Here is a 21,362-nt window from a genome sequence, read left to right on the forward strand (position 1 = left end):
AAACAAGCCCGCGACGGTGATTTCTACCCCTGCCCCGGGCTCATGGCTCCCGCAGCACGGGATACAGCGAGGCCAGCAGCAGCCCGGCCATCACCAGATTGAAGGCGCGCACCGCGCGGGGCGATTTCAGCAGCGTTTGCAGTGCAGTGCCGAACACCGCCCAGGTCGTCGAGGAGACCGAACCGATCAGCAGCAGGGTCAGCACCTGGATCATGATGTTCCAAGGATAGGTGGCGATCGCCGCATAGGCCGTTATGGTGCCGATCGCGATCACCCAGCCCTTGACGTTGACCCACTGAAACAGCGCCGCCTGCGTGAAAGTCATCGGCCGGCCCTGCGCCAAGCCGCCCGGATCGGCGGGCTTCGCCATCGCGATCATCACCGCCAGATACACCAGATAGGCCGCGCCGGCATATTTCAGCAGGCTTTGCAGCAGCGGAAACGCTATGAACACCGCGCCCAGCCCCAGCCCCATCGCGGCGGCCAGCACCGCAAATCCGATCGCGACGCCGGCGATGTGCGGCACAGTGCGGCGGAAGCCGAAATGCAGCCCGGACGCCAGCAGCATGATGTTGTTCGGCCCCGGCGTGAACAGCGTCGCGACGGCGAACACGATGAAGGCGATCAGCAGTTCCTGCGACATCGGCGCCCCTCAGCCGACTTCGGGCAGCGGCCGCGCACGGCCGAACAGCAGCATGATGGCGATGCCGGCGACCACGATCAGCATGCCCGACAGGCGCAGCGGCCCGAACTGCTCGCCGAACACCAGGCTGGAGGCCCCCGCCCCGATGAACGGCACCAACAGCGCGAAGGGCACCACCTGCGCCGCCGTATAGGCGTGCAGCAGCCGGCCCCAGATCCAATAACCGATCGTCGTGCTGCCAATCGACAGCGACAGCATCGCGGCCATCACCCCCGGCGACAGCTGCGTCAACGATGCCGCGATCGCCGCCGGCCCGTCGGCCAGCAGCGCCACCGCGGCCAGCGGCGGCAGCGACGCCAGGCTGATCCAGGCGAACAGATCGAGCATCGGCACGTCGCGGGCGCGGCGCAGCAACAGATTTGTGAAGGCGAAGCTGATCGGCGCGGTCATGGTGACGGCGAAGGCGAAGAAGCTGAAATCATAGCCGACGGTGAAGCAGATCATCAGCAGCCCGCAGGCGGCGACGCCGATCCCGATCAGCTGCACCCGCGTCGGGCGCTCGCCGAGCAGCACGGCGGCAAACGCGATGGTGAACAGCGCCTGGCTCTGCACGATCACCGCGGTCAAGCCCGCCGGCACGCCCTGCGCGATGCCCCAGCTTTGGGTCAGATATTGCCACACCAACAGCAGGCTGATGCCGATCCACACCGGCCACGCCAGCTTCGGCCGCGGCAGCAGCAGGCACGGCAGCGCGGTGATCGCAAACCGTACCAGATTCAGCAGCGTCGGCGTCATCTCGGTGAGCGCGTAGCGGGTGAACACGAAACCAAACCCCCAGATCACCGCGACCCAGAGCGCCAGCAAGATATCGAATGGCTTCATGCTGCGCGATCGAACCGGTCAGGCATTGCCGGCCCCATCAGCGATGACACTGAACTCGATCCCAAGCAGCGCCGCGAGCTTGATCCGCACGTCATGGACGAAAGGCCCGGGAACGCTTCCAGCCGCGCTCGAAAATCCAGAGTCACATCCCCTCAGCGCCGCGGCCGATCGCGGCGACGCCGGTGCGCGAGACCTCGACCAGGCCGAGCGGGCGCATCAGGTCGATGAACTGGTTGATCTTGGCGGAGTTGCCGGTGATCTCGAACACGAAGCTCTCGGTGGTGGCGTCGATCACCCGGGCTCGGAACGCTTCGGCCATCCGCAGCGCCTCGATGCGATGCTCGCCGGTGCCGCGCAGCTTCACCATCGCCAGTTCGCGCTCGATCGATCGGCCGGTCAGCGTCATATCGACCACGCGATAGACCGGCACCATGCGGTCGAGCTGGTGCTTGATCTGCTGGATCACCATCGGGGTGCCGGTGGTGACGATGGTGATGCGCGAGACGTGCTTCTGCGCCTCGGTCTCGGAGACGGTGAGGCTCTCGATGTTGTAGCCGCGGCCGGAAAACAGACCGATGACGCGGGCAAGCACGCCGGGCTCGTTCTGCACCAGTACCGACAGCGTGTGGGTCTCGTTGGAATCGTGGCGCTCTTCCATGAAGTAGGCGGATGCGGGCTGGTTCATCTGAATTCCCTGTCAATCTTGGGTCCGGTCCGTCGGACTAATCGGTTGTGCGTGGCGCCGCCTCATCCACTCCCGTCATCCCCGCGAAAGCGGGAACCCAGTATTCCGCGGCGTTCGTTGTGAACCGCGCCGTTGCGGAATACTGGGTCGCCCGGTCAAGCCGGGCGATGACGGCATCAGATGAGGCGCCGCCTGGTAACAATCACCTCACACCAGCGCCTTGCCGCCGGCGAAGGCGGCCGCGGTGGTTTCGTCGTTGGCTTCCGCCGGCAGCAGCATTTCGTTATGCGCCTTTCCGGACGGAATCATCGGGAAGCAGTTCTCCAGCGAGGCGACGCGGCAGTCGAACAGCACCGGCTTCTTCACCTTGATCATCTCCATGATCGCGCCGTCGAGATCTGCCGGCTTGAACACCTGGAAGCCGACCGCGCCATAGGCGTCCGCCAGCTTGACGAAGTCCGGCATCGCCTCGGAATAGGAATGCGACAGCCGGTTGCCGTGCAGCAGCTGCTGCCACTGCCGCACCATTCCCATATGGTTGTTGTTGAGGATGAAGATCTTGATCGGCAATTCGTACTGCACCGCGGTCGACATCTCCTGCATCGTCATCTGCACCGAGGCGTCGCCGGCGATGTCGATGACGAGGCTGTCCGGATGCGCCACCTGGACGCCGAGCGCCGCCGGCAGGCCGTAGCCCATGGTGCCGAGCCCACCCGAGGTCATCCAGCGCTTCGGCTGTTCGAAGCCGAAGAACTGCGCCGCCCACATCTGGTGCTGGCCGACCTCGGTGGTGATGTAGGTGTCGCGACCGCGCACCGCCTCGTACAGCCGCTGGATCGCGAATTGCGGCAGGATCACGTCGTTGTTCTTCTTGTAGGCCAGCGAGTTGCGCGCACGCCAGCGGCCGATCTCGAACCACCACGGATCGATCCTGGGCTTCTTGGCCTCGGCCTTGAACACGGACAACAGATCGCCGAGCACGCTGGCGACGTCGCCGATGATCGGCACGTCGACCCGGATATTCTTGTTGATCGAGGACGGGTCGATGTCGATGTGGATCTTCTTGGAGTTCGGCGAGAACGCGTCGGTGCGGCCGGTGATGCGGTCGTCGAACCGCGCGCCGATGCACAGCATGACGTCGCAATCATGCATCGCCATGTTGGCCTCGTAGGTGCCGTGCATGCCGAGCATGCCGAGCCAGTTCTTGCCCGAGGCCGGATAGGCGCCCAGCCCCATCAGCGTCGAGGTGATCGGGAAATCGGTGACCTCGACCAGTTCGCGCAGCAGTTTCGAGGCCTCGTTGCCGGAGTTGATCACGCCGCCGCCCGAATAGATGATCGGCCGCTTGGCGCCGGCCAAGAGCGCCACAGCTTTGCGGATCTGGGCGGCGTCGCCTTTCAGCCGCGGCGTGTAGCTGACATGGACGTCGGCCTTGCGCGGCGGATGATAGGTCCCGGTGGCGAACTGCACGTCCTTCGGCACGTCGACCACCACCGGACCCGGCCGGCCGCTGGTTGCGACGTAGAACGCCTCGTGCAACACGCGGGCGAGATCCTTGATGTCGCGCACCAGCCAGTTGTGCTTAGTGCATGGCCGGGTGATTCCGACAGTGTCGCATTCCTGGAACGCATCATTGCCGATCAGATGGGTCGGCACCTGCCCGGTGATGCAAACCAGCGGGATCGAATCCATCAAGGCGTCGGCCAGCGGCGTCACCATGTTGGTGGCGCCCGGCCCCGAGGTCACCAGCACCACGCCGGGCTTGCCGGTGGAGCGCGCATAGCCCTCGGCGGCGTGGCCGGCGCCCTGCTCGTGCCGCACCAGGATGTGCTGCAAATGCTCCTGCTGCATAAACAGCTCGTCATAGATCGGAAGCACCGCGCCGCCCGGATAGCCGAAGATGTGCTTGACGCCATGGTCGATCATGGCGCGGACGATCATCGCCGCACCGGTCATCTGGTTGGGGTCGTGGCTCGTGTCACTGGCTGCGGTGGTCATTGGCTGCTCCGGATGCGCTGGTCGCGCTGGCTTGCTCAAGTGGTTCGGAAAATAAAAAAGGGCCCGAGAGGCCCTGGCACGCACCGCCCGTTCTGGATGGCCTCAGCCACCCACGGCGATGCGCCAGGGTACGACGACGATAAGCAGTTCGGTAATTTTATGTCGCATATCGCGGCTCAGGCTTCCCAAAGGTTGCGCGGAACATACTGGCCAAACCGGGAAAGTCAAGGCGGGACAGTCATGCGCAGGATCAGACCTTAGCCGGGTTTTTGCCGCTTCGCGAGCCGGAAAAGCCGGCACTCAATTATGCGCGCAGGCCTTCAAACTGTTGCGCCAGCCAATCCCCCGCTTCTTCCGGCTTCACCCAGCAAAACTCCGGCAATTGATGCCGAAACCAGGTGAATTGCCGTTTGGCGTAGTGCCGCGTATCAGCGCTGCCGATCGCGGCTGCCTCCTCGCGCGAAATCTCGCCGTCGAGATGCCGGATCAGCGCCGGCACGCCGTGCGCCTTCATTGCCGGCAACAACGGATCGAGGTTTCGAGCCTTCAGCGCCGCCACTTCGTCGAGCGCCCCGGCCTGCAGCATGGCGTCGAACCGCGCGTCAATCCGGGCGTAAAGCTGATCGCGGTCCGGCGCCAGAAACAGCGCCGTGACCTCGTCCGGCGGCAACAGCGGCGGCAGTCCCTCGGAATGCCAGTCGGTCAGCGAGCGCCCGGTCGCTTCGACCACTTCCAGCGCCCGCGCCACCCGACTGCGGTCGGCCGGCCGCAGCCGGATCGCCGATTCCGGATCGCGCTGCGCCAATTCGGCATGCAGGGCGCCAACGCCGTCGCGCTCCAGCCTGGCCCGGACGTCGTCGCGAACATGCTGCGGGATCGCCGGCACCGCTGACAACCCCCGCGTCAGCGCCTTGAAATACAGGCCGGAGCCGCCGACGAAGATCGGCAGCCGGTTCTCCGCGCGCGCTACCTCCAGCATCGCGGTCGCGACCGTGACCCAGGCGCCGGCGGAGAAATTCACCGCGGCGTCGACGGTGCCGTATAGCCAGTGCGGCGCGGCGGCCTCGTCCTGCGGCGTCGGCCGCGCGGTGATGATGCGCAGGTCACGATAGACCTGCATCGAATCGGTATTGATCACCACGCCGCCGCGGGCCTGCGCCAGCCGCAGCGCCAGCGCCGACTTGCCGCTGGCGGTCGGCCCTGCGATAAGCACCGCCTTCGGCTCAGGACCCAGCTTTCCCATGTCGCTCGTCGCCACGCTCATCTGCAACCCGAACGATCCCGCGCTCGATGCCACCGTGATCGACGGCGCCCGCGCGGTACTGCCTCAGCCCAACCAAGCGACCTGGCTGCACGACGGCATCGCCGCCGATATTACCTTCGCCAGCGCCGACGATATTCAGGCCCTTGCCGAGCGGCTGCACGCCGCGCGCGGCGACCTGCCGATCGACATTGTCGTGCAGCCTGCGGCGACACGGCGCAAGAAACTTTTTCTCGCCGACATGGATTCCACCATGATCGGCCAGGAGTGCATCGACGAGCTCGCCGACTTCGCCGGGCTGAAGGCGCATGTCGCCGCGATCACCGAACGCGCAATGCATGGCGAGATCGAATTCGAACCTGCGCTGCGCGAGCGCGTCGCGTTGCTCAAGGGCCTTGCGGTCGGCGTAATCGACGAGGTGCTGGCCAAACGCATCACGCTGACGCCGGGCGGCCGCAAATTGGTCGCGACGATGCGCGCGCACGGCGCCCGCACCTGCCTGGTCTCCGGCGGCTTCACCCAGTTCACCCAGGTGATCGCCGCCCGGCTCGGTTTCGAGGAACACCGCGCCAATGAACTCCTGGTCGCCGACGGCAAATTGCTCGGCACCGTCGCCGAACCCATTCTCGGCCGCGAGGCCAAGCTGGCGACGCTGCTGGAATTGCGCGAGGCCGACGACCTCGACGCCATCGACACGCTGGTCGCCGGCGACGGCGCCAACGACCTCGGCATGATCCAGGCCGCCGGCCTCGGCATCGCGTATCACGCCAAACCCGCGGTCGCCGTTGCCGCGCACGGCCGGATCGATTTTGCCGATCTCACCGCGCTGCTCTATGCGCAGGGCTATCAGCGCAGCGAGTTCGTCGACTGAGGCGTGCAGCGCTGGCGCGCGCACCCGTGGAACTCAGTTCGGGACATGATCAACAAAGAGTTAATCCCGAGAACGACCGAGACCACGAGGAATGCACCGATCGGGGCATTTCATCACAGAAAGCGGCGTCCGGGCCGGGAAGCTGCGCCGATCCGGCGTCCGCGCGTTTGCAAACGCCCGCGCGCACGGGATGCCGCAGCTCCGCCGCTTAACAATTTCTCCAACAAACGATCGGCATAGTCCGATTTCAGCAATCCAGCGATACGAGTTCATCACATGGCAGACACCCCACCCTTGGCATCCTTCGGCAAGGTGATCTCCGTCCGTGGATCATTGGCTCGGGTCGGCCTGCTGCCGGAAAGCCGTCTGGTGCCTTCGGCGGTGCGTGCGACGGTCGGTCGCTTCATCAGCATTCGCACCGCAAGCTCGACCATCATCGCGATGATCACCGAGGTTTCCTGCGAGAACATGCCGGCGAACGACCCCTATATCGCGAACGCGGCGGTCGATCTGCTCGGCGAGATCATCAACACCGGGACGCGTCCGAAATTCCAGCGCGGCGTCACCAACTACCCGACCATCGGCGACGCCGTCGACCTGATTTCCAGCGAGGATCTGCGGATCGTCTACGCCCCGACCGGATCGGACCAGATCAATGTCGGCACGCTGCAGCAGGACCCCTCCGTGATCGCCTATGTCGACATCGAGGAAATGCTCTCCAAGCATTTCGCGGTGCTGGGCTCGACCGGCGTCGGCAAATCCAGCGGCGTCTCGCTACTGCTCAACGAAATCCTCAAGTCGCGCCCGAATCTGCGGATCTTCCTGCTCGACGTCCACAACGAATATGGCCGCTGCTTCGGCGACCGCGCCCTGGTCTTGAACCCGCGCAATCTGAAGCTGCCGTTCTGGCTGTTCAATTTCGAGGAAATCGTCGACGTGCTGTTCGCCGGCCGACCCGGCGTACCGGAAGAGCTGGATATTTTGGCCGAAGTGGTGCCGATCGCCAAGGGCGTCTACACCCAGTATCAGAACGCCGACCGCATCGGGCTGAAGCGGATCGATCCGAAGACCATCGGCTACACCGCCGACACCCCGGTGCCCTATCGCCTCGTCGACCTGATCTCGCTGATCGACGAGCGAATGGGCAAACTGGAAAATCGCTCATCGCGGATCATCTATCACAAGCTGATCTCGCGGATCGAGACCGTGCGCAACGATCCGCGCTACGCCTTCATGTTCGACAACGCCAATGTCGGCGGCGACACCATGGCGGAAGTGATCAGCTATCTGTTCCGGCTGCCGGCCAATGGCAAGCCGATGACCATCATGCAGCTCGCCGGCTTCCCCGCCGAAGTCGTCGACTCCGTGGTCTCGGTGCTGTGCCGCATGGCGTTCGATTTCGGGCTGTGGAGCGACGGCGTCTCGCCCTTGCTGTTCGTCTGCGAGGAAGCGCATCGCTACGCCGCCGCCGACCGCAACATCGGCTTCGGGCCGACCCGCAAGGCGGTGTCGCGGATTGCCAAGGAAGGCCGCAAATACGGCGTCTATCTCGGGCTGGTGACGCAGCGCCCGGCCGAACTCGACGCCACCATCATCTCGCAATGCAACACGCTGTTCGCGATGCGGCTCGCCAATGATCGCGACCAGGCGCTGCTGCGCTCGGCGGTGTCGGACGCCGCCGCCAATCTCTTGTCGTTCGTCCCCTCGCTCGGCACCCGCGAAGTGCTGGCGTTCGGCGAAGGCGTGGCGCTGCCGACGAGGCTGCGCTTCAAGGAAGTGCCGCTGCATCAGCTGCCGCGCTCGGAAGCCGCGATCTCGACGGTGCCGTCGGCGGCGGCCGGCCATGACATGCACTTTGTCAGCGCCGTGCTCGAGCGCTGGCGTGGCGCCACCTCGCATCGCGACGTACCGAACGATCCCGGCCCGATGGAGCGGCCGCTGGCGCGCACGGTGGAAGCGCCGATGCTGCAGCCGTCGCTGGGACTCGACCCGGATCGCTTCTCGCTGTTGAAAAAGCCGCTGCGCTGAGCCTCTCGATGGCCTAAGGTTCCGCCGCGCATCACGCGCTGCGGAACCGCCAATGACCGAACCTGCCGCGAAACGCTTTCCGACCCCTTCGCTCGCCGACATGCCCGAGGACATCCGCGCCCGCATCCTCGCGGTGCAGGAAAAATCCGGCTTCGTGCCGAACGTGTTCCTGTCGCTGGCGTTTCGTCCCGACGAATTCCGCGCCTTCTTCGCCTATCACGACGCGCTGATGGACAAGGACAGCGGCGTCACCAAGGCCGAGCGCGAGATGATCGTGGTCGCCACCTCGGCCGCCAACCAGTGCCTGTATTGCGTCGTCGCCCACGGCGCGATCCTGCGGATTCGCGCCAAGAACCCGCTGCTCGCCGACCAGATCGCGATCAACTACCGCAAGGCCGAGATCACGCCGCGGCAGAAGGCGATGCTCGACTTCGCCATGAAGGTCAGCCGCGCCGCCGAGACCGTCGTGGAGCCGGATTTCGCCGAGCTCGGCCGCCACGGCTTCAGCGACGACGACATCTGGGACATCGCCGCGGTCGCGGCGTTCTTCGCGCTGTCGAACCGGATGGCCAACGTCACCGGCATGCGCCCGAATGACGAGTTCTATCTGATGGGACGGCTGCCGAAATAGGCCGGGAGATTTCACATTGCTCGACTGGCCGGACATTGTTTTGCGTCTTGGCGTCGCGACGCTGGCTGGCGGCGCGATCGGCCTCAACCGCGACCTGCGCGGCAAGCCGATCGGCCTGCGCACGTTGGGGCTGGTCAGTCTCGCCACCGCGATGATCGTGATGATCGCCGATCCCTCCGGCCGTCTCGGAGCGATCACCGACGCCACCAGCCGGGTGATCCAGGGCATCGTCACCGGCATCGGCTTTCTCGGCGCCGGCGTCATCTTCCGCGCCGAACACCATGCCCGGATTCACGGCCTGACCAGCGCCGCCTGCACTTGGCTCACCGCCTGCGTCGGCGTCGCCTGTGGCATCGGCCAATGGCAGATCGTGACGGTGGCGCTGGCAATCACCTTCGTGGTGCTGATCGTCGGCGGCCCCACCGAACGCGCGCTGCACCGCCTGCTCGGCGGCAAGGACGACGGCGTTGACAAGGCGCCGAAGCCGGCGTCCACCGAACCGCCGCCGCTGTGACGCCGCACGGCGTCGAAGATCGGGCATCATGAGCAAGGCACCGCATTCCAGGACGGCGAAACCGCACGTGATCCGCTTCGGCGATCGCGAGGTGATCACCGAGGGCCTGCACCTGAATTTCTGGGCCGACATCAGCCACCGCTGCATGACCGCCTCGTGGCCGGGTTTCATCGCCGGCGCGGCGGTGATCTTTGTGGTGTTCAACGCGATCTTCGCGACGTTCTACTGGATTGGCGACAACCCGATCTCGAACGTCCCGGGCGGCGCCTATATCGACTATCTGTATTTCAGCATCGAGACGCTCTCGACCGCCGGCTACGGCGACATGCACCCGCAGACCCATTACGGACATTTCATCGCCACCATCGAGCTGTTCACCGGCATCTTTTCGATGTCGCTGATGACCGGATTGATTTTCGCGCGGTTCTCGCGGCCGAACGCACGGCTGCTGTTCGCCGAACATCCGGTGATCTCGATCCACGACGGCCTGCCGACCCTGATGATACGGTTCGCTAACGAGCGCCACAACATCATCAGCAACGCGACCGCGCGATTGTGGATGGTCAGGACCGAGACGACCGCGGAATCACGCACGTTTCGACGCTTCTCCGAACTGGCGCTGCTGCGCAGCGAAAGCCCCGCGCTGGCGCTGAGCTGGACGCTGTTTCATGTCATCGACGAGCAAAGCCCGCTCGATGGCCTGGGATCCGAGGAGCTGAGCGAGTCGAACGCCAGTTTCATCGTTCTGATCTCCGGCTATGACGAGATCGCCGCCCAGACCATTCATGCGCGCAAGACCTACGACTGCCGCGACATCCGCCACGGTCACCGCTATGCTGACATCGTCGGCGCGACCGACGACGGGCGGGTCAGGATCGACTACGGCCGGTTCCATCAAACCGAGCTGGAGTAGACCATTGGCGAATTCGCGCGATGCCGAGTTTTCCTGACCTGACCCGACGCGATGTGGTATCAAGCTGTAACCAATGCCGCGGGGCGGCCATGAAGAACCAACGCTCAAGCATTCCCGACGACGAGCACCGCGTGCTCCAATTCCGGCCGAGCCATGCGGCGCGGTCGTCGGCGGCGCCCGAGTCGATGCCGCTCCAGAGGCCGCAGCCGCAGAACGACCTCTCGCGCTACGAGCGCGGCCGCGACGAGCCGGACGATTTCCGCCACCGGATGCTGGCGAACGCGGCGGCCTTCGCCTTCACCGTAGCGCTCACCGCGATCGGGATCTGGCTCGCCACCAGCATCGCCGACTTGCGACGAAACCAGGATTGCGTGTTGATGGGCCGCCGGGATTGCGCCCATATTTCCTCGCCGCAAGGTTGAGTTCCAGCCTAGCCGGCGCTGGCAGATACAGAACCAGGCGGAATGCCTGTTTTCCGCGCCATTGAACTCAGGGCAGCGCTCCGATATACGGGCATTCACCTGTCCCCACGCGGCCGGCCAAGCGCCAGATCCGGCGCAGCCCGATGGCGATTTACCTCAGCTTATCAAAGGCTTAATGATGACTTCCACATTCGATCGGGTCGCCACCATCATCGCGGAAACCTGCGACATCCCGCGCGACACGATCACCCCGGAGAGCCACGCGATCGACGATCTCGGGATCGACAGTCTCGATTTCCTCGACATCGCCTTCGCGATCGACAAGGCGTTCGGTATCAAGCTGCCGCTGGAAAGATGGACCCAGGAGGTCAATGACGGCAAGGCGACCACCGAGCAGTACTTCGTCCTCAGCAATCTCAGCGCGCGCATCGACGAATTGGTCGCCGCCAAGGGCGCCTAGTCGCCCGCGCCATGAACCTCGAATATTTCCATCTGATTGATCGCATCGCCCGACTCAGCCTCGATGATCGGACCATCACGGTCGAAGCCAACGTGCCGGAGCAAAGCACCATCTTCGAGGGGCATTTTCCCGGCTATCCGCTGATGCCGGGCGTGCTGCTGATCGAAGCGATGGCACAGACTTCGGGATGGCTGCTGATCGCGCTGATGAAATTCCAGCGCATGCCGTTTCTGGCGGCGGTCAAGGAAGCCAAAATGCGAACCTTCGTCACGCCCGGCGAAAAGCTGACGATCGATGCCTCCATCATTCACGAGGGATCGGGTTTCACCATGACCAAGGCGAACATCATGAGCGGCGGCAAGCTGGCCTGCAATGCGACGCTGACGTTCCGGCACGTTCCGTTCCCGAACCCGGAGTTGCGCGGCTACATGGACGTGATGGCCAAGCGTATTGGTTTTCCGGAACAGGCGATGACCGATGGCTGACATGGAAAAAACCCGCGCCGAACCGGTTGAAGCCTGGATCACCGGGATCGGCCTGACGACCTCGCTGGCCGAAGGGCTCGACGCGCATTGGGATGCGCTGGCGCAGCGTCGCATCAACGTCGATGCAACGACGTTTGCGCCCTATCTGGTGCATCCGCTAGCCCCGGTCATCTTCGACCAGCAGATCCCGAAAAAGGGCGATCAGCGCCAGATGGAAGCCTGGCAGCGGATCGGCACCTATGCCGCTGGGCTGGCGCTGGATTCGGCCGGAATCAAGGGCAACACCGACATCCTGTCGAAGATGGACATGATCGTCGCCGCCGGCGGCGGCGAGCGCGATCTCGCGGTGGACTCCGCTATTCTGAGTTCAGAAGCCCAAGGTAATTCGTCGCCCGGCTATCTCAACGAGCGGCTGGTGAACGATCTGCGGCCGACGCTGTTTCTCGCGCAGCTCTCGAACCTCTTGGCCGGCAACATCGCCATCGTCCATGGCGTCACCGGCTCATCGCGCACCTTCATGGGCGAAGAGGCCGCGGGCGTCGATGCCGTGCGGATCGCATTGGCACGGATCGCCGCCGGCCAGAGTGACATCGCGCTGGTCGGCGCGGCGCACAATGGCGAGCGCAAAGATCAGTTGATGCTCTACGAGTTCGGCGACTTCAATCTCAAGGACACGTTCCAGCCGGTCTGGGCGCGCGAACCGAAGGGCGGCTTCGCGCTCGGCTCCGGCGGCGCCTTCCTGGTGATCGAGTCGAAGGCCCATGCCCAGGCGCGCAGCGCCAAGCCGTATGCACGGCTGACCAATGTGGTGTCCGACCTGGCTCGGCGCCAGCACCCCGGCGAGATCACAGCGACGCTGGACAAGCTGTGGTCGAAGCTCGGCCCCGTGCACAGCGACGCCGCCATCATTTCCGGCGCGCCCGGAACCGAACCCGCGACCGCCGAGGAGCGCGCATTTCTGCGCCAGCACCCGGAGCATCCGGTACGCGCCACCGCGACCGCGTTCGGCCAGATCGTGGAAGCGCAGTTTCCGCTAGGCATCGCGCTGGCGGCCTTGTCGCTCTCGCACGGCGCGCTGTTCCCACCGAACGATCCGACCGGGGTTGAGATTGAAATGTCCGCCGCTCCGACCCAGATTGTGGTGACCGGGACCGGGCACTGGCGCGGCGAAGGCATGGCGCTGGTCGAGGCCGTTCGTTGAATCCGACCACCCGACCGATGGGGACGTCATGACCGTAACGCGCGATAAATTTGGCAGACCAATCGTTGTCGTCACCGGCATGGGCGTGGTGACGTCGCTCGGCATCGGCAAGACCGACAACTGGGCCAGACTGACCGCCGGCGAATCCGGCATCAAGACCATCACCCGGTTTCCGACCGAAGGCCTGAAATCGACCATGGCAGGCGCGATTGATTTCGTGCCGGTCGAGCCGTTCTCCTCCACCGTGCTGGGCGAGAAGCTGGCCGACATCGCCACCGAGGAAGCCGTGGCGCAGGCCGGTATCGGCAGCAAGGGCGATTTCCCCGGCCCGCTGTTTCTCGCCGTGGCGCCGGTCGAACTCGAATGGCTGCCGCGCCAGGACGTGGCGCGCGCCAGCGGCGCCAATACGGCGATCGACTACGACGCGTTGCTGCGCGTCGCCGGCGGCGGCAGGTTCGCGCCCTATCACCATCGGTTCATGTTCGGCTCGGTCGCTGATCATCTGGCCGACAGCTTCGGCACCAAGGGCTCGCCGATTTCGGTGTCGACCGCCTGCGCCTCCGGTGCGAGCGCGATTCAGCTCGGCGTCGAAGCGATCCGCCGTGGCGAGACCGATGCCGCGCTGTGCGTCGCCACCGACGGCTCGGTCAATCCCGAGGCGCTGATCCGGTTCTCGCTGTTGTCGGCGCTGTCGACCCAGAACGATCCGCCGGAGGCCGCCGTCAAACCGTTCGCCAAGAACCGCGACGGCTTCGTGATGGCCGAAGGCGCCGGCGCGCTGGTGCTTGAAAGCCTCGAGGCCGCCACCGCGCGCGGCGCGACCATCCTCGGCATCGTCGCAGGCTGCGGCGAACTCGCGGATTCGTTTCACCGCACCCGCTCCAGCCCCGACGGCAAACCGATCGTCGGCTGCGTGAAGAACGCGCTGGCCGATGCCGGGCTCGGCGTCGACCAGATCGACTACATCAACGCTCACGGCACCGGCACGCCGGAAAACGACAAGATGGAATATCTCGGCATCTCGACCGTGTTCGGGGAGCGCGCCAAGACGATTCCGGTGTCGTCGAACAAGTCGATGGTCGGCCACACGCTGTCCGCCGCCGGCGCGGTGGAAGCGGTGTTCTCACTCCTGACCCTCGAGCATCAGCGGATTCCGCCGACCATCAACTACGACGTACCGGATCCCGCGATTCCGTTCGACGTGGTGCCGAATGTCGCCCGCGACGCCCGCGTCACCGCGGTGATGTCGAACTCATTCGGCTTCGGCGGCCAGAACGCGTCGCTGATTCTGACCCGAGAACCAATTTAACCGCCACTGCGAGGCGTTCACAGGGTCGCCGGGTTGACGCCATGGCGGCGGCGGCGATACGCCAGCGCCAGAGACCTGCAATTTCCTGCCGAGGACACGATCGATGCGTGCGCTCACCCTGATCGCCGACCGCCAGCTGGAGGTCGTGGAGATGCCGCCTCCCCCGCCGCCCGCGGCCGGCGAGGTGCAGATCCGCGTCGGCGCGGTCGCGCTCAATCACATCGACGTCTGGGGCTTTCGCGGCATGGCGTTCGTCAAGCGCAAGCTGCCGATCGTGGTCGGCGCCGAAGCCTCCGGCACCATCGTCGCGGTCGGCGACGGCGTCACCCGCTTTGCGCCCGGCCAGGATGTCGTGATGTACGGCGCGCTGACCTGCGGCCACTGCAAGGCCTGCCTGGAAGGCCGCGACAATTTCTGTGAGAATGTCGGCGGCCTGGTCGGCTTCCACGTCGATGGCTTCGCCCGCGAGTTGCTCAACATGCCGGAACGGCTGGTGATCCCGGTCCCCGCCGGGGTGTCGTTGCGCGACGCCGCCTGCGCGCCAATCGCGTTCTCCACCGTGCAGCACATGCTGTTCGACAATGCGAAACTGCAGCCCGGCGAAACCATCCTGGTCCATGCCGGCGGCTCCGGGATCGGCACCGTCGCGATCATGATGGCGAAGGCGATCGGCTGCACCGTAATCACCACGGTCGGCGATGATTCCAAGATCGAGGGCGTCAAGAAGCTCGGCGCCGATTATGTGATCAACTATCGCACCGATCGCTTCGAGCACGAGACCCGCAAGATCACCAAGAAGAAAGGCGTCGACGTCGTATTCGAACACGTCGGTGCCGACACCTTCAACGGTTCGTTGCTGGTGATGAAGCGCGGCGGCCGCCTCGTCACCTGCGGCTCGACCTCGGGCCCGACCGCGACCATCAATCTGATGCAGCTGTTCCAGCAGCAATACCGCATCTTCGGCTCGTTCGGCGCGACCATGAAGAACATCGCCGAAAGCCTCGACAAGATGGCGGCAGGGATGCTGCCGGTGATCGATACCGAAGTGTCGCTGGACGACGTCGGCTCCGCGCTGAAGCGAATGGAGAGCCGTCAGGTGTTCGGCAAGATCGTCGTCAGGTTCTGATGCGACTGCAACTGCTCCGCGCCAAGCTGCGCGCCAAGAAGGCGATCAAGCCGGTGATCGGGTCTCTGGTTGGCGGGCTGGCGATCGGGATGCTGCGCCTCACCCGACATTTCGATCCGATCAAGACCGCGAATTTCTTCGGCGGCCTGACCCGCCGGTTCGGACCGCTGCTGCCGGAGCAGCGGATCGGCCGCGCCAATCTGGCCGCCGCATTCCCTGACAAATCGCCCGCGGAGATCGAGACGATCCTCGCCGGCGTCTGGGAAAATCTCGGCCGCGTCGCCGCCGAATTCGCTCATCTCGACCATGTCTGGGACTACGATCCCGATCATCCCGAGCGCGGCCGGGTCGAAATCACGCCGCGCACGCTCGAATTGTTCGAGCAGTTGCGGCTCGACGGCAAGCCGGCGCTGATCTTCGCCAGCCATCTCGGCAATTGGGAGCTGCCCGCGGTGGCCGCAGTGGCGCACGGTCTCGACACCGCGGTGCTGTTTCGCCGCCCCAACATCGCCTCGGTCGACCGCATCATCCAGGAGCTGCGTGCGGTGAAGATGGGAACGCTGGTCGCCGCAGGCAGCAGTGCGCCGTTCAAGCTGGCGCAGGCGCTGCAGGACGGCAAGCATGTCGCGATGCTGGTCGATCAGCATTTTTCCAACGGCGTCGACGTCACGTTCTTTGGCCGCAAGGCGAAAGCCAATCCGATGTTGGCCCGACTGCTGCGGCAGATCGAGTGCCCGATCCACGGCGTCCGGCTGGTGCGGCTGCCGGACAACCGCTTCCGCGCCGAACTGTCCGAGGAAATCCCGCCGGCGCGCGACGCCAATGGCCGGATCGACATTCAGGGCACCATGCAGGCGGTGACCTCGGTGATCGAAGGCTGGGTGCGCGAACATCCCGAGCAGTGGCTGTGGCTGCATCGGCGCTGGCGATAACTATCGCCCGGTCTTCACCTTGGTCCACAGCCGGTTGATGGTGCGCTGGGTGGCGGCGTCGCGGGCGGTGATGACGAACAGCCGCGCCTGCATCGCCTCGTCGGGATAGATCGTTTTGTCGTTGGTCACCCTTGGATTGATGAATTCCTGGCTGGCGAGATTGCCGTTGGCATAGGACAGGAAGTCCGAATTCCGCGCCGCGATCTCCGGCCGGTACAGAAAATTGATCAGCTCATGCGCCTCGGCGACGTTCTTGGCGTCGGCGGGAATCGCCAGATTGTCGAAGAACATCTGGGCGCCCTCCTTCGGAATCGCATAGCCGATCGTGATCCCGTTGTTGGCCTCGGCGGCGCGGCTCTGCGCCTGCTTGATGTCGCCGGACCAGCCGACCACCAGGCAAATTTCGCCGGTCGCCAGCGCGCTCAGATATTCCGAGGAGTGAAACTTGCGCACCGACGGCCGCACCTTGGCAATCAGGTCGGCGGCCTTTTCGAGATCGTCGGAATTGGTGGAATTTGGATTGATATGAAGATAGTTGAGCGCTGCCGGCAATATATCGTCCGGCGAATCCAGCATGTGCACGCCGCAGTCCTTGAACTTCGCCAAATTCTGCGGCTTGAAGATCAGATCCCAGCTGTCGATCGTGCCGGCTTCGCCGATGATTTTCTTCATGGTGGCGACGTTGTAGCCGATGCCGGTGGTGCCCCACATGTAGTTCGCGGCGTATTGATTGCCGGGATCGTAAACCGCCAGCCGCTTGGTCACGGTGTCCCAAGCGTTCTTCAGGTTCGGCAGCTTCGACTTGTCGAGTTTTTGGAAGATTTTCGCGGCGATCTGCCGCTGCAGGAAATAGGCGGTCGGCACCACGACATCGTAGCCTGACTTGCCCGCGAGCAGCTTGGTTTCCAGCGTCTCGTTGGCGTCGAAAGTGTCGTAGACGACCTTGATCCCGGTCTCGCGGGTGAACTCGTCGAGCACCCCGGGCGCCATATAGTTCGACCAGTTGTAGAAATTGACGGTACGGTCCTGCGCCTGCGCGGGCAGCGCGAGCAAACCGAACAGACACAACACCGCCCCCACAATTCGCACTGGCTGGAAAATCCTGCGACGCATGGTCGTCGTCCTAGCGCCCGTGAACCGCGTCCGACAGGCGCTCGAGGGCGGTGTCGAGCGTCGAGTCCTTCTTCGCAAAGCAGAACCGCACCACCGACGTCACGGCGTCCTCCTCATAGAACGCCGATACCGGAATCGCGGCGACCTTGTAGTCGGTGACGATGCGCTTACAGAACGCCTCATCGGTTTCGTTCAACCCCAGCGGCGCGAGATCGACGGTGAGAAAATAGGTGCCCTGCGATTGGATCACAGGGAAACCAATCTGCGACAGCCCCTGCGCCAGTCGATCCCGGCTTTTCGCCAGATCCTTGCGCATCTGCAGGAAATAATCGTCGGCCTTGCCGAGCCCGTAGGCGACCGCGACCTGCAGGTTGGGCGCGGTGGTGAAGGCCAAGAACTGATGCACCTTGGCGGCCACCCGCAGCAACGGCGGGGCGGCGCAGACGAAGCCGATCTTCCAGCCGGTCAACGAGAAGATCTTGCCGGCTGAGCCGATCTTGATGCAGCGGTCGCGCATGCCATCGATCGCAATCAGCGGGATGTGGGCGCGGCCGTCAAAGGTGACGTGCTCCCAGACCTCGTCGCAGATCGCGATCGCGTCGAACTCCTGACAGAACCGCGCCAACAGTTCGAGGTCCTCGCGCGGATAGACCACGGCGGCGGGATTGAGCGGATTGTTGAAGATGATCGCACGGGTCTTGTGGCTGAAGACTTTCCGAAGCGCCTCTTCGGTAATGCGCCAGTGCGGCGGCTCCAGCCGCACCAGGCGCGGAATGCCGCCGGCCTGCCGGATGATCGGCAGATAGGAATCGTACACCGGTTGGAACACGATCACCTCGTCGCCGGGCTCGACCACGGCGAGAATCGCGCTGGCCAGCGCCTCGGTAGCGCCCGACGTCACCATCACTTCGGTCATCGGATCGAGACTGACGCCGTGCCAATGCGCGTAATGGGTGGCGATGGCCTGACGCAGTTCCGGGATCCCCATCATCGAGGGATACTGGTTGTTGCCGTTCATCACCGCTTCGGCGGCGGCGCGGCGGATGTCTTCCGGGCCCGGATCGTCAGGAAATCCCTGGCCGAGGTTGATGGCGTTGTTGTCGCGGGCGAGCTGCGACATCGCCTCGAACACGGTGACGGGAAGATCGGCAAAGACCTTGTTCATCGCTCGGATCAGCGGCCAGGCTTGGTCGGCAGGCCCGACGCCTTCCAGCCGAGAATTCCGCCGGCCAAATGCTTGTCGTAGGCCAGCCCCGCGGTCTGGGCGGCCAACGAAGCCGTCACCGAGCGCTTGCCGGAACGGCAGGCGAACACCACCTGCTTGCCCTGCGGATCAGGGATCTGCTTCGGGTCGAAGCTCGACAGCGGAATCACGACGGAGTCCGGATAGGCCTCGGCGGCCACCTCATTGGGTTCCCGGACATCCACCAGCAAATAGTGCCCCTCGGCGATCCCCTTGGCGACTTCATCCGCCGTCAAATCGTGAACTCGAAGACCCTGAACACTCACTCTTGCCTCCCCGGCGGTCGCGCGACTCGCAGCCAATTCCGCAACCACGAGGACGGCGGCACCCTGGCATTGCCATGCCAAAGTCGCGCCTTGCGCAACGAAAATCAAGCTCCGCAACAGGTTCGCCATTATTCTTGAATGATAGCCTGAATCGCAGCCCGACCATCCGTGACCAGATCAAATCGCGACCCGATTAAATCGTCACCTGGGTGCCGACCTCGACGACCCGCCCGGTCGGGATCTGGAAATAGTCGGTGGCGTCGTTGGCGGTGCGGCTGAGCGCGATGAACAGCAGATCCTGCCAGCGCGGCATCCCGGAATGCGCCGCCGGTTTCAGCAAGCGACGCGACAGGAAGAACGAGGTCGACATGATGTCGAACTGCCAGCCGAGCTTGCGGGCGATCGCCAGCGCCCGCGGCACATTCGGCGACTCGGCGAAGCCGAACCGCAGCGTCACCCGGGAGAAGGTGGCGCTGATCTGCTCCATCCGCACCCGGTCGGCCGGATCGACCCGCGGCGTCGGCGCGGTCTCGATGGTGAGAATGACGTTCTTCTCGTGCAGCACCTTGTAGTGTTTCAGGCTGTGCATCAGCGCGGTCGGCGCGCTGGTCGGATCGCTGGTCAGGAACACCGCGGTGCCCGGCACCCGCTGCGGCGGCCGCTTCTCGAGCATCGCCACCAGATCGAGCAGCGGCAACTCCAGCTTGCGCGATTTCTCGAACAACAGCCGGCTGCCGCGGCGCCAAGTGTACATCATCAGGATCGCGGCCGAGCCCATCACCAGGGGCACCCAGCCGCCCTCGAACACCTTCAGCAGGTTGGCGGTCAGGAAGGTCAGGTCGAGGAACAGGAACGGCGCGATCAGCGCGCCGGCGGCGAGCGGCGACCACTTCCAGACCTTCCAGATCACCACAAACCCCATCATCGCGGTGACCACCATGGTTCCGGTCACCGAAATGCCGTAGGCCGACGCCAGCGCGCTGGAGGAGCGGAATAGCAGCACCAGCAACAGCACGCTGCCCAGCAGCATCATGTTGACGCGCGGCACGAAGATCTGGCCGGAATGCGCTTCGGAGGTGTGGCGGATCTCGACCCGCGGCAACAGGCCGAGCTGGATCGCCTGCCGGGTCAGCGAAAACGCCCCGGTGATCACCGCCTGGCTGGCGATCACGGTGGCGGCGGTCGCCAGACACACCATCGGCAGCAGCGCCCAGTCCGGAAACATCAGGAAGAACGGGTTCTCGACCGCGGCCGGATTGCCGAGCACCAAGGCGCCCTGCCCCAGATAGTTCAGCGCCAGCGACGGCAGCACGATCACCAGCCAGGCGGCCTGGATCGGCCGCTTGCCGAAATGCCCGAGGTCGGCATACAGCGCCTCCGCGCCGGTCACTGCCAGAAACACTGCGCCGAGCGTAATGAACCCGATCAGGCCGTGATGAATCATGAAGGAGACGGCGTAGAGCGGGTTGAACGAGAGCAGAACTTCCGGCCGGCTGATGATCGGCGGAACCGCCGCCACGGCGATGACGACGAACCAAAGACACATCACTGGCCCAAAGAAGGCGGCGACTCGCGCGGTTCCGCGGGATTGCACCGCGAACAGCAGTACCAGGATCACCACCGTCAGCGGCACCACATAGGGCTCGAATGCCGCCGTCACCAGCTTGACGCCTTCGATCGCCGACAGCACCGAGAGCGCCGGTGTGATCACCGCGTCGCCGAAAAACAGCGCGCCACTGATGATCCCGAGCATCACGATCACGCCGCCGCCAGAGGAGACCGCGCGCTGCGCCAACGCCATCAGCGCCAGCGTGCCGCCCTCGCCGTGGTTGTCGGCACGCAACAGGATCAGCACATATTTCAGCGTGACCACGATGATCAGCGCCCACAAGATCAGCGACAGCACGCCGAGCACCGCGTCGGTGGCCGAGGTTGCGACCGCGCGTTCGGCAGCGACCACCGCCTCACGGAACGCATAGAGCGGGCTGGTGCCGATGTCGCCATAGACGACGCCGATGCTGCCGATCAGCAGAGCGCTAAAACTGGCGGTCGAATGCGCGTCGGCATGGCCGTTCGCCGCCGGCGGGTCCGCCGCGGGTCCGATCGTGTCACTCGACATGTTGAAAGCGCCTCGAATCGCTCGGTCGCACTATAAAGGAAGGTCCTGTTCCAGTGGGCCCGTATCACGAATTGGCACGTCGGTCATAGGATTTCGAGGTGAGCCCCGTCGCGACGATATAGGAATCCTATAAAGAGGCTCCCGGCTCTGCGTCGGTCAGATCGTAGCCGGGGTGCCGACCTCGACGACCCGCCCGATCGGGATCTGGAAACAGTCGGTGGCGTTGTCGCCGAGCGGCTGAGCGCGATGAATAGGTGGTT

21 protein-coding genes are annotated in these 21,362 nt (G+C 64.7%); 12 read left to right on the forward strand and 9 right to left on the reverse strand.

All coding sequences use genetic code 11. The annotated features are described in order from the left end of the window. Positions 1 to 40: 40 nt before the first annotated feature. The 5 genes from HXX15_RS12485 to miaA form a co-directional block, all read right to left on the reverse strand. Positions 41 to 643 (reverse strand): LysE family translocator, encoded by a 603-nt coding sequence (locus HXX15_RS12485; protein ID WP_296516376.1) that lies wholly within the window; start codon positions 641 to 643, stop codon positions 41 to 43. Between the two features lie 9 nt (positions 644 to 652). Then, positions 653 to 1,525: an EamA family transporter gene (locus HXX15_RS12490; protein ID WP_296516377.1), complete on the reverse strand. Its 873-nt coding sequence runs from the start codon at positions 1,523 to 1,525 to the stop codon at positions 653 to 655. A 142-nt stretch (positions 1,526 to 1,667) separates the two neighbouring features. Then, the gene (ilvN, locus tag HXX15_RS12495; protein ID WP_296516378.1) at positions 1,668 to 2,210 is read right to left on the reverse strand and encodes an acetolactate synthase small subunit; all 543 of its coding nucleotides are present in this window, start codon (positions 2,208 to 2,210) and stop codon (positions 1,668 to 1,670) included. A 207-nt stretch (positions 2,211 to 2,417) separates the two neighbouring features. Next, on the reverse strand, positions 2,418 to 4,208 hold the full coding sequence (locus HXX15_RS12500; RefSeq protein WP_296516379.1) for an acetolactate synthase 3 large subunit: 1,791 nt from the start codon (positions 4,206 to 4,208) through the stop codon (positions 2,418 to 2,420). 304 nt (positions 4,209 to 4,512) lie between these two features. Continuing rightward, positions 4,513 to 5,472: a tRNA (adenosine(37)-N6)-dimethylallyltransferase MiaA gene (gene miaA / locus HXX15_RS12505; RefSeq protein ID WP_296516380.1), complete on the reverse strand. Its 960-nt coding sequence runs from the start codon at positions 5,470 to 5,472 to the stop codon at positions 4,513 to 4,515. Between miaA and serB the strand changes: the two genes are divergently transcribed. From serB to HXX15_RS12565, 12 genes are all read left to right on the forward strand, one after another. Beyond that, entirely contained in the window at positions 5,450 to 6,340 is an 891-nt protein-coding gene (serB, locus tag HXX15_RS12510) for a phosphoserine phosphatase SerB (protein ID WP_296516381.1), read from the forward strand. The genes miaA and serB overlap by 23 nt on opposite strands. A 276-nt stretch (positions 6,341 to 6,616) precedes the next feature. Further along, positions 6,617 to 8,368, forward strand: coding sequence for a DUF87 domain-containing protein (locus HXX15_RS12515; protein WP_296516382.1), 1,752 nt, complete (start codon positions 6,617 to 6,619; stop codon positions 8,366 to 8,368). Between the two features lie 52 nt (positions 8,369 to 8,420). Beyond that, on the forward strand, positions 8,421 to 8,999 hold the full coding sequence (locus tag HXX15_RS12520; protein ID WP_296516383.1) for a peroxidase-related enzyme: 579 nt from the start codon (positions 8,421 to 8,423) through the stop codon (positions 8,997 to 8,999). A 16-nt stretch (positions 9,000 to 9,015) separates the two neighbouring features. Beyond that, on the forward strand, positions 9,016 to 9,513 hold the full coding sequence (locus tag HXX15_RS12525) for an MgtC/SapB family protein (RefSeq protein ID WP_296516384.1): 498 nt from the start codon (positions 9,016 to 9,018) through the stop codon (positions 9,511 to 9,513). 28 nt (positions 9,514 to 9,541) lie between these two features. After that, a complete protein-coding gene (locus HXX15_RS12530) occupies positions 9,542 to 10,426 on the forward strand; it encodes an ion channel (protein WP_296516385.1) in 885 nt (294 codons plus the stop codon). Between the two features lie 89 nt (positions 10,427 to 10,515). Continuing rightward, entirely contained in the window at positions 10,516 to 10,848 is a 333-nt protein-coding gene (locus tag HXX15_RS12535) for a hypothetical protein (RefSeq protein WP_296516386.1), read from the forward strand. 178 nt (positions 10,849 to 11,026) lie between these two features. Further along, a complete protein-coding gene (locus tag HXX15_RS12540) occupies positions 11,027 to 11,308 on the forward strand; it encodes an acyl carrier protein (RefSeq protein ID WP_296516387.1) in 282 nt (93 codons plus the stop codon). An 11-nt stretch (positions 11,309 to 11,319) separates the two neighbouring features. Then, positions 11,320 to 11,793 carry a 3-hydroxyacyl-ACP dehydratase FabZ family protein gene (locus HXX15_RS12545; protein ID WP_296516388.1) on the forward strand — a complete coding sequence of 158 codons (474 nt, stop codon included), beginning with the start codon at positions 11,320 to 11,322 and terminating at the stop codon, positions 11,791 to 11,793. Further along, on the forward strand, positions 11,786 to 12,994 hold the full coding sequence (locus HXX15_RS12550; protein WP_296516390.1) for a beta-ketoacyl-ACP synthase: 1,209 nt from the start codon (positions 11,786 to 11,788) through the stop codon (positions 12,992 to 12,994). The genes HXX15_RS12545 and HXX15_RS12550 overlap by 8 nt, the downstream gene beginning before the upstream one ends. 28 nt (positions 12,995 to 13,022) lie before the next feature. Continuing rightward, complete coding sequence (locus HXX15_RS12555; RefSeq protein ID WP_296516391.1) at positions 13,023 to 14,303, forward strand: beta-ketoacyl-ACP synthase; 1,281 nt, start codon at positions 13,023 to 13,025, stop codon at positions 14,301 to 14,303. Positions 14,304 to 14,406: 103 nt separating this feature from the next. Further along, on the forward strand, positions 14,407 to 15,429 hold the full coding sequence (locus tag HXX15_RS12560) for a zinc-binding dehydrogenase (RefSeq protein ID WP_296516392.1): 1,023 nt from the start codon (positions 14,407 to 14,409) through the stop codon (positions 15,427 to 15,429). After that, positions 15,429 to 16,361 (forward strand): lipid A biosynthesis lauroyl acyltransferase, encoded by a 933-nt coding sequence (locus HXX15_RS12565; RefSeq protein WP_296516394.1) that lies wholly within the window; start codon positions 15,429 to 15,431, stop codon positions 16,359 to 16,361. The genes HXX15_RS12560 and HXX15_RS12565 overlap by 1 nt, the downstream gene beginning before the upstream one ends. Here HXX15_RS12565 and HXX15_RS12570 read toward each other — a convergent pair whose 3' ends face one another. The 4 genes from HXX15_RS12570 to HXX15_RS12585 form a co-directional block, all read right to left on the reverse strand. Continuing rightward, entirely contained in the window at positions 16,362 to 17,474 is a 1,113-nt protein-coding gene (locus HXX15_RS12570) for a polyamine ABC transporter substrate-binding protein (RefSeq protein ID WP_296516396.1), read from the reverse strand. Between the two features lie 10 nt (positions 17,475 to 17,484). Continuing rightward, positions 17,485 to 18,639 carry an aminotransferase gene (locus HXX15_RS12575; protein WP_296516397.1) on the reverse strand — a complete coding sequence of 385 codons (1,155 nt, stop codon included), beginning with the start codon at positions 18,637 to 18,639 and terminating at the stop codon, positions 17,485 to 17,487. Positions 18,640 to 18,647: 8 nt separating this feature from the next. Further along, entirely contained in the window at positions 18,648 to 18,983 is a 336-nt protein-coding gene (locus HXX15_RS12580) for a rhodanese-like domain-containing protein (protein ID WP_296516398.1), read from the reverse strand. Positions 18,984 to 19,176: 193 nt separating this feature from the next. Then, complete coding sequence (locus HXX15_RS12585) at positions 19,177 to 21,102, reverse strand: potassium transporter Kup (RefSeq protein WP_296516400.1); 1,926 nt, start codon at positions 21,100 to 21,102, stop codon at positions 19,177 to 19,179. Positions 21,103 to 21,362: the final 260 nt, after the last annotated feature.

The sequence above is a fragment of the Rhodopseudomonas sp. genome (assembly GCF_013377015.1).
Classification (GTDB): Bacteria; Pseudomonadota; Alphaproteobacteria; order Rhizobiales; family Xanthobacteraceae; genus JARJEH01.

Bases quoted from the DNA above. Each gene is read 5' to 3' on its own strand.
- HXX15_RS12485 (WP_296516376.1), bottom strand. From the start codon at position 643: ATGTCGCAGGAACTGCTGATCGCCTTCATCGTGTTCGCCGTCGCGACG.
- HXX15_RS12490 (WP_296516377.1), bottom strand. From the start codon at position 1,525: ATGAAGCCATTCGATATCTTGCTGGCGCTCTGGGTCGCGGTGATCTGG.
- ilvN (WP_296516378.1), bottom strand. From the start codon at position 2,210: ATGAACCAGCCCGCATCCGCCTACTTCATGGAAGAGCGCCACGATTCC.
- HXX15_RS12500 (WP_296516379.1), bottom strand. From the start codon at position 4,208: ATGACCACCGCAGCCAGTGACACGAGCCACGACCCCAACCAGATGACC.
- serB (WP_296516381.1), top strand. From the start codon at position 5,450: ATGTCGCTCGTCGCCACGCTCATCTGCAACCCGAACGATCCCGCGCTC.
- miaA (WP_296516380.1), bottom strand. From the start codon at position 5,472: ATGAGCGTGGCGACGAGCGACATGGGAAAGCTGGGTCCTGAGCCGAAG.
- HXX15_RS12515 (WP_296516382.1), top strand. From the start codon at position 6,617: ATGGCAGACACCCCACCCTTGGCATCCTTCGGCAAGGTGATCTCCGTC.
- HXX15_RS12520 (WP_296516383.1), top strand. From the start codon at position 8,421: ATGACCGAACCTGCCGCGAAACGCTTTCCGACCCCTTCGCTCGCCGAC.
- HXX15_RS12530 (WP_296516385.1), top strand. From the start codon at position 9,542: ATGAGCAAGGCACCGCATTCCAGGACGGCGAAACCGCACGTGATCCGC.
- HXX15_RS12535 (WP_296516386.1), top strand. From the start codon at position 10,516: ATGAAGAACCAACGCTCAAGCATTCCCGACGACGAGCACCGCGTGCTC.
- HXX15_RS12540 (WP_296516387.1), top strand. From the start codon at position 11,027: ATGACTTCCACATTCGATCGGGTCGCCACCATCATCGCGGAAACCTGC.
- HXX15_RS12545 (WP_296516388.1), top strand. From the start codon at position 11,320: ATGAACCTCGAATATTTCCATCTGATTGATCGCATCGCCCGACTCAGC.
- HXX15_RS12550 (WP_296516390.1), top strand. From the start codon at position 11,786: ATGGCTGACATGGAAAAAACCCGCGCCGAACCGGTTGAAGCCTGGATC.
- HXX15_RS12555 (WP_296516391.1), top strand. From the start codon at position 13,023: ATGACCGTAACGCGCGATAAATTTGGCAGACCAATCGTTGTCGTCACC.
- HXX15_RS12560 (WP_296516392.1), top strand. From the start codon at position 14,407: ATGCGTGCGCTCACCCTGATCGCCGACCGCCAGCTGGAGGTCGTGGAG.
- HXX15_RS12565 (WP_296516394.1), top strand. From the start codon at position 15,429: ATGCGACTGCAACTGCTCCGCGCCAAGCTGCGCGCCAAGAAGGCGATC.
- HXX15_RS12570 (WP_296516396.1), bottom strand. From the start codon at position 17,474: ATGCGTCGCAGGATTTTCCAGCCAGTGCGAATTGTGGGGGCGGTGTTG.
- HXX15_RS12575 (WP_296516397.1), bottom strand. From the start codon at position 18,639: ATGAACAAGGTCTTTGCCGATCTTCCCGTCACCGTGTTCGAGGCGATG.
- HXX15_RS12585 (WP_296516400.1), bottom strand. From the start codon at position 21,102: ATGTCGAGTGACACGATCGGACCCGCGGCGGACCCGCCGGCGGCGAAC.